Annotated in this window: 12 protein-coding genes; 1 reads left to right on the top strand and 11 read right to left on the bottom strand. The window is 40.7% G+C overall.

What is annotated here, in order from left to right; translation table 11 throughout:
• Window positions 1-2 precede the first annotated feature (2 nt).
• The 11 genes from fmt to NAG76_15705 form a co-directional block, all read right to left on the bottom strand.
• Window positions 3-947, bottom strand: a complete 945-nt coding sequence (fmt, locus tag NAG76_15755) for a methionyl-tRNA formyltransferase (GenBank protein ID URN93278.1) — start codon at window positions 945-947, stop codon at window positions 3-5.
• 1 nt (window position 948) lies between these two features.
• Window positions 949-1437, bottom strand: a complete 489-nt coding sequence (gene def / locus NAG76_15750; GenBank protein ID URN93277.1) for a peptide deformylase — start codon at window positions 1435-1437, stop codon at window positions 949-951.
• Between the two features lie 487 nt (window positions 1438-1924).
• Window positions 1925-4408: a primosomal protein N' gene (gene priA, locus NAG76_15745; protein ID URN93276.1), complete on the bottom strand. Its 2484-nt coding sequence runs from the start codon at window positions 4406-4408 to the stop codon at window positions 1925-1927.
• Window positions 4398-5618: a bifunctional phosphopantothenoylcysteine decarboxylase/phosphopantothenate--cysteine ligase CoaBC gene (coaBC, locus tag NAG76_15740; GenBank protein ID URN93275.1), complete on the bottom strand. Its 1221-nt coding sequence runs from the start codon at window positions 5616-5618 to the stop codon at window positions 4398-4400. The genes priA and coaBC overlap by 11 nt, the downstream gene beginning before the upstream one ends.
• 259 nt (window positions 5619-5877) lie before the next feature.
• Window positions 5878-6402, bottom strand: a complete 525-nt coding sequence (locus tag NAG76_15735; protein ID URN93274.1) for a putative metal-dependent hydrolase — start codon at window positions 6400-6402, stop codon at window positions 5878-5880.
• Window positions 6403-6609: 207 nt separating this feature from the next.
• On the bottom strand, window positions 6610-6867 hold the full coding sequence (rpoZ, locus tag NAG76_15730; protein URN93273.1) for a DNA-directed RNA polymerase subunit omega: 258 nt from the start codon (window positions 6865-6867) through the stop codon (window positions 6610-6612).
• A gap of 16 nt (window positions 6868-6883) precedes the next feature.
• A complete protein-coding gene (gene gmk, locus NAG76_15725; protein ID URN93272.1) occupies window positions 6884-7495 on the bottom strand; it encodes a guanylate kinase in 612 nt (203 codons plus the stop codon).
• A 19-nt stretch (window positions 7496-7514) separates the two neighbouring features.
• Window positions 7515-7775, bottom strand: coding sequence for a DUF370 domain-containing protein (locus tag NAG76_15720; GenBank protein URN93271.1), 261 nt, complete (start codon window positions 7773-7775; stop codon window positions 7515-7517).
• A gap of 695 nt (window positions 7776-8470) precedes the next feature.
• On the bottom strand, window positions 8471-10333 hold the full coding sequence (locus NAG76_15715; GenBank protein ID URN93270.1) for a bifunctional homocysteine S-methyltransferase/methylenetetrahydrofolate reductase: 1863 nt from the start codon (window positions 10331-10333) through the stop codon (window positions 8471-8473).
• A gap of 24 nt (window positions 10334-10357) precedes the next feature.
• Window positions 10358-11191, bottom strand: coding sequence for a diaminopimelate epimerase (gene dapF / locus NAG76_15710; GenBank protein URN93269.1), 834 nt, complete (start codon window positions 11189-11191; stop codon window positions 10358-10360).
• Between the two features lie 106 nt (window positions 11192-11297).
• Window positions 11298-14057, bottom strand: a complete 2760-nt coding sequence (locus NAG76_15705) for a calcium-translocating P-type ATPase, SERCA-type (protein ID URN93268.1) — start codon at window positions 14055-14057, stop codon at window positions 11298-11300.
• A gap of 154 nt (window positions 14058-14211) precedes the next feature.
• On the opposite strand from NAG76_15705, the gene NAG76_15700 reads away from it, so the two are divergent.
• Window positions 14212-16023 carry an NFACT family protein gene (locus NAG76_15700; GenBank protein ID URN93267.1) on the top strand — a complete coding sequence of 604 codons (1812 nt, stop codon included), beginning with the start codon at window positions 14212-14214 and terminating at the stop codon, window positions 16021-16023.
• Window positions 16024-16754 lie beyond the last annotated feature (731 nt).

Genomic DNA, 16754 nt, shown 5'->3' with positions numbered 1-16754 from the left:
GTCTACTCCTGTACTGCTGAAACGAGTTCAACACCTATAATTGCTCTTGCGCCTTGCAACCAATCTGCAACATCCATCATTCGCTTGCCTGCAGGCTGAACATGTGTAAGTAATAATTGACCAGCACCTGTCTGCACAGTAATTCCTTCTGGACTGGCAGCAATGATTGTACCAACTGCTGCATCAGACTGAGAAGACAATGGTTTACATGCCCAAATCTTGAAAGGTTCATTATTCAAATATGTGAAGGCTCCCGCCATTGGTGACAATCCACGAACTTGATTGAAAATCGATCTTGCTGATTTCGACCAATCGATACGTTCATCTTCACGAGTTAAGTTAGATGCATACGTAGCCTCAGCTTCATTCTGAGCAACTGCAGGAAGCTCACCCGCAAGAAGCGGCGGTAAAGTTTCCTTGAGCAATTGTGCTCCAGCAATGCTAAGTTTATCAAACATCGTGCCTGAATTATCCTCATCGGTAATAGGAAGCGCAACACGACTAAGCATATCTCCGGTATCAAGTCCAACTGCCATATACATAATCGTAACTCCGGTCTCAGCTTCGCCATTAATAATAGAACGCTGAATAGGAGCACCTCCACGATAACGAGGAAGCAAAGAACCATGTACATTAATACAACCGAACTTAGGCAAATCAAGCACAGCTTTAGGTAAAATTTGTCCGTAGGCAGCTGTAATAATTAGATCAGGACTATAGCTAGCAACTTCAGCTACTGCCTCTTCGCTGCGCATACGTTCAGGTTGAAGGACCGGTAGCCCAAGTTCTAGAGCAACTTCCTTCACAGGTGGCGGTGTTAGCACTTTCTTACGACCTTTCGGACGATCTGGCTGTGATACCACTGCCACTACGTTATATCCTTCTTCAATTAAAGCACGTAGAGAAGGGACAGCGAATGTCGGTGTCCCCATGAATACGATACGCATATTATCTTTCGCCACCTTTTCGTACCTGATCAGAAATATCGTACGTATTAAGTGCAATATCTGTGAACAATACTCCATTCAAATGATCAACTTCATGTTGAAAAGCACGCGAAAAATAACCAGTTGCCTCAACAGTAAAAATTTCACCATCACTATTCTGACCTTGAACGACAATACGATCAGCACGAAGCACTTCACCGTTAATATTAGGAATACTTAAGCAACCTTCTGGACCTAGCTGTTCACCATCACGTTCAATAATGACAGGGTTAACCATTTCTACAAGACCATTCTCATCACCGACATCTACAACTATAACTCGTTTAGATATTCCGATTTGTGGTGCAGCAAGACCTACTCCATCTGCATCATACATTGTTTCAGCCATATCTTTTAATAATTTTTTTAAGTTGGAATTGAATTTAGTAACAGGTTTTGCGATGTCACGCAACACCTGATCTGGTTCTTTAACGATTAGACGAATACTCATAATATATACCTCCAAAACTTTTCATAAACTTAAACTGTCTTTAGTGTACGTTATTCGTACACACGGACTTAAAATGTTTCTATAAGAAACAAACATCGAAAGCTTATATTTGCTTTCAATAGGGGCAAACATTAATACAATTCCAAGACCGAGCAATGTGTACGGTATGAGTACACGAGCGGTCATATTTACAAAACTTTCAATGAAGATTCATAAAATAACTTTTGCTGGGATAAAGCAATGGAACGAAACTGAGCAATGTGTACGGTAAGAGTACACGAGCGGTCATATGCACGACACTTTTATAAAGGTTCAAAAAGTGGGCTTTCAGAACCGAGAAGATGAGGCGCTACTTGTGGAAGGAGGAAGCGCCAGTGTACGTTATTGGTACACGCGGCCCGGACTTCCCAAGTTCGCTTCATATTCGATGTCGAATAACCTTCAGCGCATTACATCGTTATCAAAGTCCACTATTTGAACTTCCTCTTTAAAGGATTACTTGTGGATCAACGTCTACGCTGAATGTCACCTTACTCTTCGAATTTCCTTCTAGAAATGGACTTATAGCTCGTTGTACAAGACTTCCCGCGTCGATACTACCACGATATTTTATCACACATTGATATCTGTAGCGATCTTTGATTCTAGCAAGAGGTGAGGCAACAGGTCCTAATATTTCAAGCGCACGCATCATACGACTACGTAATGGGACGAGTACACCTTCGTATTCTGCTAATTCTCGTAACTCTTTCACAAAGCGCTGACTTACATCTGAAAGCAATAGAAGTTGTTCATGTGACATTGTAATTAGAATTAATCTACAATATGGCGGATATGCCATTATAGCACGCAATGACATTTCCTCTTCAATAAATTGTTCATAATTATGAGATTGTGCTGCAGTAATCGCATAATGATCAGGGTTATATGTTTGAATAATAACCTCTCCACTTAGATGATGTCTACCTGCTCTACCTGCAACTTGCGTTAACAATTGAAATGTTCGTTCCCCTGATCGAAAATCTGGTAGATTCAATGTCGTATCCGCAGCTATTACACCAACCAACGTAACATAAGGGAAATCAAGACCTTTTGCCACCATTTGAGTCCCTAGTAACACATCTGCTTGGCGATCGCCAAATGCCTTCAGTAACTTTTCATGCGAATTTTTCTCAGTTGTTGTATCCACATCCATACGAATGACTCGTATACCCGGAAATAATTTAGCAAGTTCTTCTTCAACTTTTTGCGTACCTGTTCCAAAAAATCGAATATGCTCTGATTCGCATGTAGGACACTGCTTAGGCGATGACTCCGTATGACCACAATAATGACAACGAAGTGATCTTGTTTTCTGATGAAACGTTAATGAAATATCGCAATGTGGACATGTTGCTGTGTAACCGCAAGATCTGCACATAACAAATGTAGAGTAACCTCTTCTATTGAGCAATAGGACGGTCTGCTCTTGTCTTTCTAGTCGCTCTTTCAACGCAGTATAAAGTGATCCACTAAACATAGATCGATTGCCTCGCTGTAATTCTTCACGCATGTCAACAATTTCAACTTTAGGCATCTCTTGTCCTGAGACACGTTCTGGCATATGAAGAATTGGTGCTTCACTACCATCAGCAGGAGCACGATTGGCAGCAACATACGTTTCTAAAGATGGCGTTGCAGAACCAAGAACAACAACTGCTCCATGTTGCCTCGCCCGCTTCACTGCTACATCTCGCGCATGATACTTAGGTGTATCTTCTTGTTTATAAGATGACTCATGCTCTTCATCGATAATAATGAGTCCAATTGATTGGAAAGGAGCAAAAATTGCGGAACGTGCACCAACGACAACTTGTGCTTGCTCGTTACGAATTTTCCGCCACTCATCAAAACGTTCTCCTTCGGATAAGCGACTATGCATGACTGCAACAGCATCACCAAAGCGAGACTTAAATCGTTCAACCATTTGTGGAGTAAGGGCAATTTCAGGAACCAGTACAATCGCTTGCTTCCCAATTTGAAGACAATGGGCAATACTTTGCAAATATACTTCTGTCTTACCACTACCCGTAACACCGTACAGCAACATCGTTTGTCCTGTTTCGGCGATCATACTCGTAACAATACGTTCATATACATTATGCTGCGAGGATGTCAACGGTAACGCCGTGCTAGCTTCAAACTGACGATGCATATAAGGGTCTCGTGCTTGCTCTCGTTCTTCTAACAGTAAAAGCCCTTTATCTACTAATCCATGAACAACGCTTGAACTCGTGTGTAATGAAGCAACTAATTGTTGCATTGGAATAGATTCAGGATGATCTAACATATAAGAAAGAACTTCATATTGCTTACGAGCCTTTTTCATAAGCGTTGGTAGCTGTTCTCGAACGGTATCAAGTTGGTCCGGCAATACGACTGTCAATATTTTTTTAATCCCTATACGATCCTTCACAGACGCTCGTACAGACAATATATTTTGCTGCAATGCTGCTTTAATATGTTTATGAGCATCAGGATAAGCGGATAGTAATTTATCGAATGGAACAACTCCACCTTCCGCAGCAATGTATTGCAACCACGGCTTATCTGAGTGCTCTGACGGCTCAAAGAATTCAGATAAACCGATATATTTTTCTTCCTTACCTTTCAAGGCAGATGGAAGCATCACTTGCAAAGAAGCAATCCGAGAACAAACGTATTTATGACTTAGCCACTCTGATAGATCAATAAGATCAGGCAATAACGGAGGTACTGGATCAAGTAATTGCGAGACACTTTTCAACTTACTTCTGTCATAGTCTGAATCCTTTGCAAGCGAAATAACGAATCCTTGTAGTACACGACCACCAAAAGGAACACCTACTCGACTACCAACCTCTATCCATGGTTGCATATCTAATGGCACTTCATAATCAAAAGGCCGATCCGTCTGTCGGCTCGGCACATCTACAATAATATTAGCGATCATGACTATCATCCTTAATCTGTTGTAATCGGGCTGCTACAATATTCATAAGTTTTTCCGCCGCTTGACCTTTACTCAACAACGGAAGTCGCTCTACAATACCTTGCTTATTATAGATGGTAATAATATTTGTATCTCCGTTAAATCCTGCTCCCTGGGCGGAAACATCATTTGCGACGATAAAATCACAGTGCTTACGTTCTAATTTACCTAAAGCGTATTCTTCAACATTATCAGTCTCAGCAGCAAATCCCACTAGAATCTGATGTTGTTTTCGCTCACCTAATGTTTGTAATATATCAGTCGTACGCTCTAGTTCAAGTTGCAAGACATCGCCACTCTTCTTAATCTTCTGTCCATACCGTTGAACAGGACGATAATCTGCTACTGCTGCCGCCTTGATGACAATATTAGATTGCTCATATCGGGCTAGCACTTCCTTAAGCATCTGCTCTGCTGACTCTACACGAATTAATCGAATACCTGGAGGAGGTGTTGCACTTGTTCTACCAGCAACGATAGTAACATCAGCACCTAGTGATCTGGCTGCTTCGGCAATAGCAAACCCCATCTTCCCAGATGAATCATTCGTTAGATAACGTACTGGATCTAGTCTTTCTATCGTACCACCTGCCGTCACAAGAACCGATTGACCTGCGAGTAATTGCGGTTTACTAAGCCAATTACTTACAGCATCAACAATCTCCTCCGGCTCTGCTAGACGACCTTTCGCTACATAACCACATGCTAGCTGACCAGTACCTGGATCTACAAACATTGCACCACGCTGTGCAAGTAAGTTCATATTGTGAACTACAGCAGGATGTTCATACATATGAACATTCATTGCAGGTGCGATTACGATAGGACAAGTAGCAGCAAGCAACGTCGTACTAAGCATATCATCAGCGATACCATTAGCTAATTTACCAATTGTATTCGCTGTTGCAGGAGCAATAAGAATAAGATCCGCAGCATCAGCCAGATTGATATGGTTAACCACCTGCGGATTATTCTCATCAAATGTATTGATATGAACTTCATTTTTGGAAAGCGTCTGTAAAGTTAATGGCGTAATGAACTTTGTAGCAGACGTTGTCATAATAACATGCACGTTAGCACCTGCTGCTGTAAGCTTACTACAAATTGTAGCTGCTTTATACGCTGCGATGCCTCCACTAATTCCAAGTACAATTGTCTTGCCTTGTAGCACTATGCCATCTCCTATTCAATAATGTAGTTCAAAAAGCGGGCTTTGATAACAATGGGCATGCTAGCGAAGCTTAATCCACATCGAATATGAAGCGAACTTGGAAAGACTAGCATAAGCTTCCGATGTATGTTTCTTGCAGAAACATTGTAGGTTCCCGTGTACCAAACATGTACACTTGCGCTTCTGTCATTCTCAAGTAGCACCCCATCTTCTTGACTTGCGAAAGCCCACTTTTTGAACCTTTATAGAAATAATGTATTTACCAATTGTTACGTTCTTTCAATGATTGAATATGAGCTAGATGGTGAAACGAATGCCATTTCGTAAAGCTTAAGAAAGCTTTTAATGAAATTTGAGCACCCTTTTCAGGATGATAAAACTGTCTTTCAAATTCAGCCACACTCATTGATTTAAGTAAAACAAATAAACGTGCATACGTACCATCAATGATACTTAAGCTTGACTCGATTGGCATAGAACGTGTATCACTTAGTTGCGCCCATTTTTCTTCTAAGAATGGTTTAATTGTAGGATTATTTTCCGTCAAAGCAAGCTTGAAGCGAGTTAGTACATTAGTAGAGAAATCTGCAACATGATGCACAACCTGTCTTACCGTCCAACCACCAGTGCGATATGGGGTGTCTAGTTGTTCTTGAGAAAAACCTTCAACCGTCGCTCTTAGTAATGTTGGGTACTGCTCAATTTGCTCAATCCATTCTTGTTTTTGCACAGCTGTCATGCCTTCAAACACAAATCTTCCGATTGGATAAGTAACTTTTTCCATCTCAATCCCTCCTAGAAAATAGGTTGATGTCATCGCTTTCCGCATAGAAATAATAAGCTTTTTCATGATTCACTATCTATCTTATCATATTTCCATATAAGCTAAGTAATTCAACGTTAAACTTATTTTAACCTTCTTTTTGTGCAAATAAAATTAAAAAAGATGTACGCATTACAATGCGTACATCCCCTCACGAAGAGTAATAGACTAGGCTCTTTCTTCTCTGCGCTCGTCTTTTCTTTCGTCTTTTTGTTCATCCTTCTCTTTACCAGGAATATGCTCAACTTTAATCATATCAGCATAAATTTCCTCAAGTGCAAAGCCTACCGCTTTATGAGAGCGAGCAGTCGTCAATTCAGACTTCTCACCATTTCGTAGCATTCTTGCACGTTTAGAAGCAGCAACTACTAGAGTATATTTGCTGTCAACTTTTTTGACTAGTTCGTCAATAGATGGATATAACATTGGACATTCTCCTCACTCATGCTTTCTCTGTTGCAGCACCCATAGCTAAAATATGGGCTGGAAGACGTTCTCGTCTGCAGTTTTCTGCAAGAATGATGCTGCGAATTTTATCACAAGCAGTGTCAATCTCATCATTCATTACTGCATAATCATACTGACTAAGAAGACTCAATTCTTCTACTGCAACATTCATTCTAGTATTAATAGTATCAAGGGTTTCCGTTCCACGGCCAGTAATTCGTGCTTTCAACTCAGCTAGTGATGGTGGAAGCAAAAATACCATGACTGCTTCAGGAAACTTATCCTTCACTTTCATCGCACCTTGAACTTCAATTTCTAAGATGACGTTTTTACCATTTGCTAATGTCTCATCAACAAAGTCGCGCGGCGTTCCGTAGAAATTACCTACGTACTCTGCATGCTCAAGCATAGCATCTTGGTCAATCATCTGTAAAAATTGTTCTCTAGATTTGAAAAAATAATTCACGCCATCAATTTCGCCTGGTCGCGGATGTCTAGTCGTAGCTGATACTGAGTATACTAGCTCAGGCATACGTGAACGTAACGCCGTACATACAGTCCCTTTGCCTACTCCTGCTGGACCTGACAAAACAATTAACAATCCCATTTCTTCCAAACTCCTCGTACTATTCGTCGTTATCGTCGTCCTTCGTGGACAAGCGGTGCGCAACAGTTTCTGGCTGCACAGCAGATAATATAACGTGATCGCTGTCCGTAATAATTACGGCACGCGTACGACGACCATATGTCGCATCAATCAACATATGTCGATCACGCGCCTCTTGAATAATGCGTTTAATCGGAGCTGATTCAGGACTCACGATCGAAATAATACGATTCGCTGAAACGATGTTCCCGAATCCGATATTAATAAGCTTTATTGCCAAGCCAGATCCTCCTCCGCATGCATCTTTCAACTAGTTCAGATACAATTGCACCACAGTTCATAATTGATAGAAGTATAGAAAAAGATTCCTTATTCTAGTGTTGACTAAAAGATAAAGTAACATACTATACAGAGCTATCACAACATAAGCTTCATTTTAATTGATTTTTCTATTATGAACAAGCTTTTCGTCGATAATTGATAGAATAATAACTAAAACGCCCAAAGAACGGTTAAATATTGTAAAAGATATGCCATCCATTCACAAACATGCATCGAAAAGGATGCTTATACGAGCAGTTAAAATGTTTCTTCCAAAAACATTCAAAGGAAACATGTAGTTTCCTTTGAATGAATGTTTAAAAGTATTTTGAGCTTACTCGATTGTTTAGCTAGTCAGTAGCAAGAGAAGTTTCACGAATAATGAAAGTTTTCAATACGAGAGTAAACACATACAAAAATGTTTCTTCTAGAAACATTCAAAGGAACATGTAGTTTCCTTTGAATGAATACTTAAAAGTATTTTAAGCTTCCTCGAATATTTCGCTTGTCAGTACCAAGAAGATGACATGAAGCTAGTGAAGTGAAGCGCAGAGCGTACGTATTGTGTACGTGAGCACTGGAACGAGCGATGAATGGCATATTCGCCGTCGAATCCTCTACGTTAGCCTAATCATCGTAATCACAAGCGAAATTTTAGGATTGGGTTTGGGTGCGTACGTATTCTGTTAGTTGCACCGCCATATTGTAATGCAAGAAAGGCGTCATTAAGTAAATTCCTTTGAAATGCTTAATTGCGCAATCCAATAACTCCTGTGCAATTTTCACGCCCTCAGCACGACCTACTTCGCCTTCAAGTCCTGCCATACGCGCACGCACTGCATCAGAAAGTTGAATACCAGGTACTTCGTTATGAAGATATTCAGCATTTCGACCATTTGCTAAAGGCATAATACCAATAAATATTGGAACGGATAAGTGCTTTGTTGATTCGGCGATGCGTTCAATCAATCCAACATCATAGACTGGCTGTGTCATAATATAGTCCGCACCTGCTGCGATTTTCTTCTCTAGGCGCTGAACAGCTTTATCTAAATGTTTCACATTAGGATTGAAAGCAGCACCTACAACAAAATTAGCCTTTTGCTTAAGTGGTTTACCTGAGAAGGCTACACCATCATTAAGCTGTTTTGTCATACGAATTAATTCGAATGAAGTCATATCATATACCGAACTAGAATCCGGCAAATCACCAAAGCGAGCAGGATCACCAGTAACAGCAAGTACATGATCAATTCCAAGTGCATCTAATCCCATGAGATGTGATTGTGTACCGATAAGATTACGATCACGACATGCAATATGAATTAGTGGAGTAATACCTATCTGTTCTTGAACGAGTGCTGCTAGTGCAAGATTACTCATTCTAGTAACAGCAAGTGAGTTATCTGCCATCGTAATAGCATCTACTTCGATATCTTTAAGCGCTGCTGCGCCTTCCATAAACTTCGAAATATCAAGATCACGAGGCGGATCAAGTTCAACGATAACTGTATGACGCTCTTTCACTTTATCGAGAATTGTCTGTTCATTACGGCGAGCCGTTCCCCAAGTAAATGTTGATGACGAATTAGAAGGGGCTACATTACTTGCCTTCTTCATAATTACATTGCGTGCTTCAACTGGAACAGGGACATAACCGTCAAGCGCATCTGCCATTGCTTTCACATGATTAGGCGTAGTTCCGCAACATCCACCAATAATATGCGCGCCGCGATCTGCAAACTTCGTAGCCATAGACGCAAAATAGTCTGGTCCAGCTGTATATTCATATTTCCCATCAACAAAACTTGCAGCACCTGCATTGGGATATACGGAATAAGGTAGATCCGACTTATTATCAATACTATCTAATAATTTTAGTATACCATTAGGACCCGTTCTGCAATTGAAGCCAATTACATCTGCACCCTCTTGTTTCAACGCAGCAAAAGCTTCTTCCAGCGTATAACCATCAACCGTTCTTCCAGAATCCTCTGCTGCAAATTGACAAATGATAGGAACATTAGTTTCTTCTCTTGCGATACGAACAGCTAACTTCATTTCTTCAAGATCATAAAAAGTTTCAAATAAAAGTCCATCCACATTTTCTGATAGAAGTGCATGAATTTGTTCATGAAGTGCGTTGGTTAATGTTAACGTTCTAACATTTCCTCGTTTACCATCACGGATTGAGCCAACAGTCCCTACTACGAAAGCTTTATCCCCGGCAGCTTGTCTAGCGAGTTGAACAGCTGCACGATTAATCTCATTTACTTGATCTTCGATGCCATAACGTGCGAACTTCACACTATTAGCTTGGTATGTATTCGTCTGAATCACTTGTGCACCCGCATCAACATATTGCTGGTGTACAGAAAGAACAACTTCTGGCTTTAGCACATTATATTGTTCATATGGAACGCCAATAGGGAACCCCATTTTATACAAAAAGGTTCCCATAGCTCCATCGCCGACTAAAATACGCTGTTTGAGCGCATCTCTGAAATTCAAATCCATTTCTGCAACGCCACCTATATCACTCTACTCGAACTTACCTCGGAATACTTCTTCGGCAGGTCCTGTCATATATACATGATTATCGCTTGAATTCCATTCAATGTAAAGGTCTCCACCTTTCAAAGAAATGGTAGCTTCACGATCGGTGACACCACGTAGTGCAGAAGCTACAAGAGTAGCACACGCACCAGTACCGCATGCTAACGTAGGTCCAGCGCCACGTTCCCACACGCGCATTTCAATATGTGAACGATTATAAACCGTTATAAATTCAACATTTATTTTTTTTGGAAATAGTTCATGAGTTTCTAGAATTGGACCAATAACCGAATAATCTAGTGTAGCAGCATCCTCAACTGGAATAACACAGTGCGGATTTCCCATAGATACAGCTGTAAATGTGAATTGTTGTCCATTCGCTTCAATTGGATGTTCGATGACAGGGTCACTATCAATTGTAGTTGGTATCGTTAGACCGTGTAAGATAGGAGCTCCCATATCTACACGAACTTTTTCTACCGAACCATCATTAATCATTAATTGTACTTTTTGTACGCCTGCACCTAAAGTCTCAATTGTAATTTCTTCGGATTGAATCAAATTGTTATCATATACGTATTTGGAAACACAACGAATCGCATTACCGCATTGTTCTGCTTCAGTACCATCGGAATTCATAATTCTCATGCGAAAATCTGCTTTGTCTGAAGGCAATATATATACAAGACCGTCTGCGCCAATACCGAAGAAACGGTTACATACTTGTAGTGCTAATTCAGAGGCATTAGCAGGTAATTGCTGCTCTCCATATACGATAACAAAATCATTTCCTAGTCCATGCATTTTTGTGAATTCCATATTTCTCTCTCCTCGCCATCGTGTTGTTCTATGTGTCATTAAGCATATCGAATGACGAGAGAGATGAGAATTGATGATCTGTATTAATATTTGCACAATTATTCAATTAAGCAGCTTTGGCAGCTGAATTCCATTTGTTGCTTTTTTTCTTTGACTTGTTTCCGCTCAATACACTTCCCATTCCGAAGAATATAGAAGGAACTGCAGCTGCTACAACAACCAGACTCCATTCACGCAAACCTATCGATACGGTATTGAAGATTGGCTGCAATGGTGTAATATACATAACTCCGAGCATTAAGACAAGTGAAGATAATACTGCTAACAGTAAGTATTTATTTTGCAGTAGGTTACGATGGAAGATCGAGCGTGAACTTCTGCAATCAAATACGTGAATAAGCTGAGCAACAACGAGTGTAGCAAAAGCAACCGTTTGAGCTTTTACAAGATCACCCTCTTGTAAAGTAATCCAGAAAGCAGCGAGTGTACATACGCCGATTAATATGCCGCGACTAATAATTTTCCACCCTAAGCGGCGTGAAAATATATTTTCTTTTGCTTTACGTGGACTATGCTTCATTAGATCATTTTCAGCTTGATCTACACCTAGCGCCATCGCTGGTAATCCATCCGTAACAAGGTTAACCCATAAAATTTGAATCGGCACTAGTGGTAATGGAAGGCCTGCCATCATCGCCAAGAACATAACAAGAATCTCACCAACATTGGATGCTAGTAGATAACGAATGAATTTCCGAATATTTTCATAGATACCTCTACCTTCTTCAATGGCGGCAACGATAGTAGAGAAATTATCATCACTTAAAATAAGCGAGGATGCTTCCTTGGTAACATCTGTACCGTTAATCCCCATTGCAATGCCAATATCTGCTGCTTTAATCGCAGGAGCATCATTAACCCCATCACCAGTCATTGCGACGACATGACCTTTACGTTGCAAGGCACGAACGATTCGCAGCTTATGTTCAGGAGAGACTCGGGCATAAACATAAATATTTTCTACACGTTTGTCGAGCTCATCATCACTTAACGCTTCAAGCTGACGTCCAGAAATCGATTCGCCGCCCCGCGGAATAATCCCTAATGATGCCGCTATCGCTTCTGCAGTAAGCTGATGATCTCCTGTAATCATTACCGTCTTAATACCAGCCGCTCGACAAGTAGAAATCGCATCTTTCACTTCAGCACGCGGCGGATCAATCATACCTGTTAAACCGACAAATGTGAGACCGCGTTCTGCATCCTCTACTTGTTCACATCGATCATAACTAGATAGTTCACGATACGCCATCGCAAGCACGCGAAGTGCCGATTTACCCATCTGTTCATAAGCAGAAGCACATTTTTGACGTAATGCAGGAGTTAAACTAATTACTTTTCCTTGCCACAAAATATGTGAGCACTGATCTAACAATACATCGGGTGCCCCTTTTGCAGCGACGATTCTACCACCTTGATGTGAAAGTACAACCGACATTAGTTTACGTTCGGAATCAAACGGAAACTCTTTGACTCTTGTATATAATGCTTCCAACATCTTCGCAGGAGATCCTAGTTTCGTAGCAAGTACGGTTAGCGCACCTTCTGTTGGATCACCGTTAAGTAGCCATTCTTCTTGCTCTACTTGATTTTTCCCTTTTCGCTCTATACTTTCATTTTGAACGAGCCTAGCATTATTACATAACGCACTAATTTGTAACAATCGCTTAATTGAATTGTCATGTCGTATGTCCACTTCTCGTCCATTTTCAAATAGTGCACCATTAGGTACATATCCATGACCTGAGACAGAGAAAGCACGATCGCTTAACCATAAGTTCGTAACCGTCATTTTGTTCTGAGTCAGTGTACCTGTCTTATCAGAACAAATAACGGAAGCACAACCTAATGTCTCAACAGATGGTAATTTGCGTACGATTGCTTTTCGCTTAATCATCCGCTGTACACCAAGAGCGAGTGCGACAGTCACGATTGCAGGTAGCCCTTCAGGAATAGCAGCAACGGCTAAGCTAACCCCTGCGAGGAACATTCCATAAGCAGGTTGACCATGCATAATTCCTGCCACAACAACCATTACAGTAAGCGCAATGGCTACAGCGATTAATATTTTCCCTAATTGCTCTAGACGATGCTGAAGTGGCGTTTGCATTTCTTCTGTCGATTGAATTAAGTTTGCTATTTTGCCCATTTCAGTTGCCATCCCTGTTCGAATAACGATACCTATTGCTGTACCACGTGTAACTAACGTCCCCATGAACCCAACATTTCGTTGATCGCCTAATGGAAGATCAGCTTCACGTAGCGAGCTCTCATGCTTAGATACTGGGATCGACTCCCCTGTAAGCGCGGATTCTTCTACATAGCAATAGTTCGCCTCGAGAAAACGAATATCTGCGGGTACGCGATCCCCACTTTCAATTAGCACAATGTCACCAACAACAACTTCTTTCGCAGGTATCGATACTTGCTTCCCATCACGCAATACTTTAGCCATTGGTGCGGACATTTCTTTCAAGGCTAGTAAAGAACGTTCTGCTCGATATTCTTGAACAAAGCCAAGCACTGCATTAATAACAATAATAGTTACAATCGTTATCGCGTCTAAATATTCGCCAAGAAGGCCTGATATTAGCGTAGCCCCCATCAGTACTAGCACCATGAAATCTTTGAATTGATTCAAAAACAGATGAATTGGCGATACTTTTACTCCTTCTGCTAGCTCGTTCCATCCATTTTGTGACAATCGCTCAGTGACAGTATCCTGACTTAAGCCGCGTACTTCCGAGCTTTCTAATGTTTCAGTAAGCTCATCACGATTTAATTGATGCCATAGAATTTGACTCATTCTCTGCTTCCCTCCTGTATTTGTCCATTTCGCTAGACAACCTTTCTAACGTAAATGTATTCGGACAACTTATAAAATATCCCTAAAGCACTTAAGTTTTCACAAAAGTTATGGCATGATAGAGATATGAAATAGTAAAGTGAGGTTTACAGCTATGGCTTTGGATGGATTAGTAACAAAATCAATTGTGGATGAGCTTCAAGCATGTGTAGGCGCAAGAATCCTTAAAATACATCAACCTACGAGCCATGAGCTTGTATTTAGCGTACGTGGTAATGGTGTGCAAGGTAAGTTGTTGCTTTCTGCAAACCCTACTTACCCACGTGTACATTGGACAACATCCCAATATAGCAACCCGTTAGAAGCACCTATGTTCTGTATGCTTATGCGTAAATATTGTGAAGGCGGCGTTATTGAAGCCGTTTCGCAAGTTACTCGTGAGCGAATCATTCATCTTGATGTTCGTCATCGGGATGAGGTTGGTGATACTTCCTTCAAACGGATCATTATTGAAATTATGGGTCGTCACAGTAACATCATTCTTGTCGATCCGAATACAGGAAATATTCATGATGGTATTCACCATGTTACTCCAGCACTAAGTAGTTATCGTATCGTTATGCCAGGTAGTAGCTATACTTCGCCACCTGAACAAAATAAGGTTGACCCACTTACCGTAAATAGCTATGATCAGTTCGAAGAAATCCTTTTGTCTCACAATGAGGAATTAACGACTGACAGCTGCTTAACGAGTAAGCAATTAGTTAATAGCTTTAGTGGATTAAGTCCATTACTAGCCAACGAACTAATATATCGCGGATTAACAGGAGAATATAAAAAGTGGTTACCTGCTGAACAACGACCAATGTTGCTTGGAGGTTCACTCGAAATTGAAGATTGGCAAACATTATGGCAAAGCTTCAATCAACTACAGCAACAAGTTCAAGATAAGCAGTATCAACCGATTATTATTACTAATGAGCAGACGAGTAAGCCTGCCTTCTCTATTACAGCACTAACTCATATTGCAGGAGAGTATTCTACATACAGCACAATTAGTGAATGTCTAGAAGCTTTCTATGGTGATAAAGCCGAACGTGATACCGTTAAGCAACGTGCTAGTGATCTTATTCGCTTTGTACAAAACGAGAAAGCGAAAAATGTTACGAAATTAACTAAGCTCGAAGCAACATTAGCAGAAGCGAAAGATGCTGACCGCTTCCGCATTATTGGAGAGTTATTAACAACTTATATGCATCAGATGAAACGCGGAGATACTACCGTCGAAGTTGTCAATTATTACGATGAAGATCAAGCAACCGTTAAGATTGAGCTAGATCCACAACAAACACCTTCTGAAAATGCTCAGCGTTATTTCAAACGGTATAGCAAACAAAAAAATAGTCAAATTGTCGTATTAGAACAAATGGAACTTACAGGTCGAGAGATTGAATATTTCAACAATATTTTGCAACAACTTGAAATCGCAGCAATTGGAGATATTGAAGAAATCCGCGAAGAACTTGTAAGTGGTGGATATTTGCGTGAACGCGTCCGTAGAGGTCCTAAGAAGAAGAAAAATGCGAAGCCCAAACTACTTTGCTATACTTCATCAGAAGGTATTGATATCTTCGTCGGAAAGAACAATTTGCAAAATGAATACGTAACGAACAAGCTAGCTAGTTCGAACGATACTTGGCTTCATACGAAGGATATTCCTGGTTCTCACGTCGTTATTCGTAGTACTGTATTTGGAGATCCAACATTAGAAGAAGCAGCGATGATATCTGCTAATTATTCACAAGCAAAATCTTCTAGTCTTGTACCAGTAGACTACACACTAATTCGTCATGTAAAAAAACCAAGTGGTTCAAAGCCTGGTTTTGTCATCTACGACCATCAGAAAACAGTATTTATTACTCCTGATGAAGCGAGATTGAAAGCTTTACCCCAAGTAATAAAATAATGAATTGAACGTAAACAGGCATGCATGCCCTCATCTTCAAGAGGACATGCATGCCTGTTTTGTTAAGGAAGAAAAATACTTCGTAATCTTATGGTAAACTGTCCAAGTTCGCTTCATCTTCGATGGCGAAACGTGAGCATACCCATCGTGATTTCGCAATGTAACAAAACAAGCAACGTGTACGGTATGAGTACACCCAACGATCAAATGCACGAAACTTCAAATCGAAGTTCAAAACATTCGCTTGTCAGCACCAAGATGATGCCATGAAGCTAGGAAACGAGAAGCGGAGTGTACGTTATTGGTACACTAGCATCACAGGCTTCCGATGAATGCCATCTTCGACGCCGATATCAGTTCGTAGCTTTACATCGTGATCACAAGTGAATGTTTTGAACATCCTCTTCCAATCGAAGTTCAAAACAATCGCTTGTCAGCACCAAGAAGATGCCATGAAGCTAGGTAACGAGAAGCGGAGTGTACGTTATTGGTACACGAGCATCACAGGCTTCCGATGAATGGCATCTTCGACGCCGAAATTACTAAGTAGCTTTACATCGTGATCACAAGTTAATGTTTTGAACATCCTCTTCCAATCGAAGTTCAAAACAATCGCTTGTCAGCACCAAGAAGATGCCATGAAGCTAGGAAACGAGAAGCGGAGTGTACGTTTTTGGTACACGAGCATCACAGGCTTCCGATGAATGCCATCTTCGACGCCGAAATTACTA

Origin of the sequence: Candidatus Pristimantibacillus lignocellulolyticus, from assembly GCA_023639215.1 — a bacterium.
Taxonomy (GTDB): Bacteria; Bacillota; Bacilli; order Paenibacillales; family Paenibacillaceae; genus Pristimantibacillus; species Pristimantibacillus lignocellulolyticus.
This window is presented reverse-complemented; position numbering and strand designations above follow the sequence as displayed.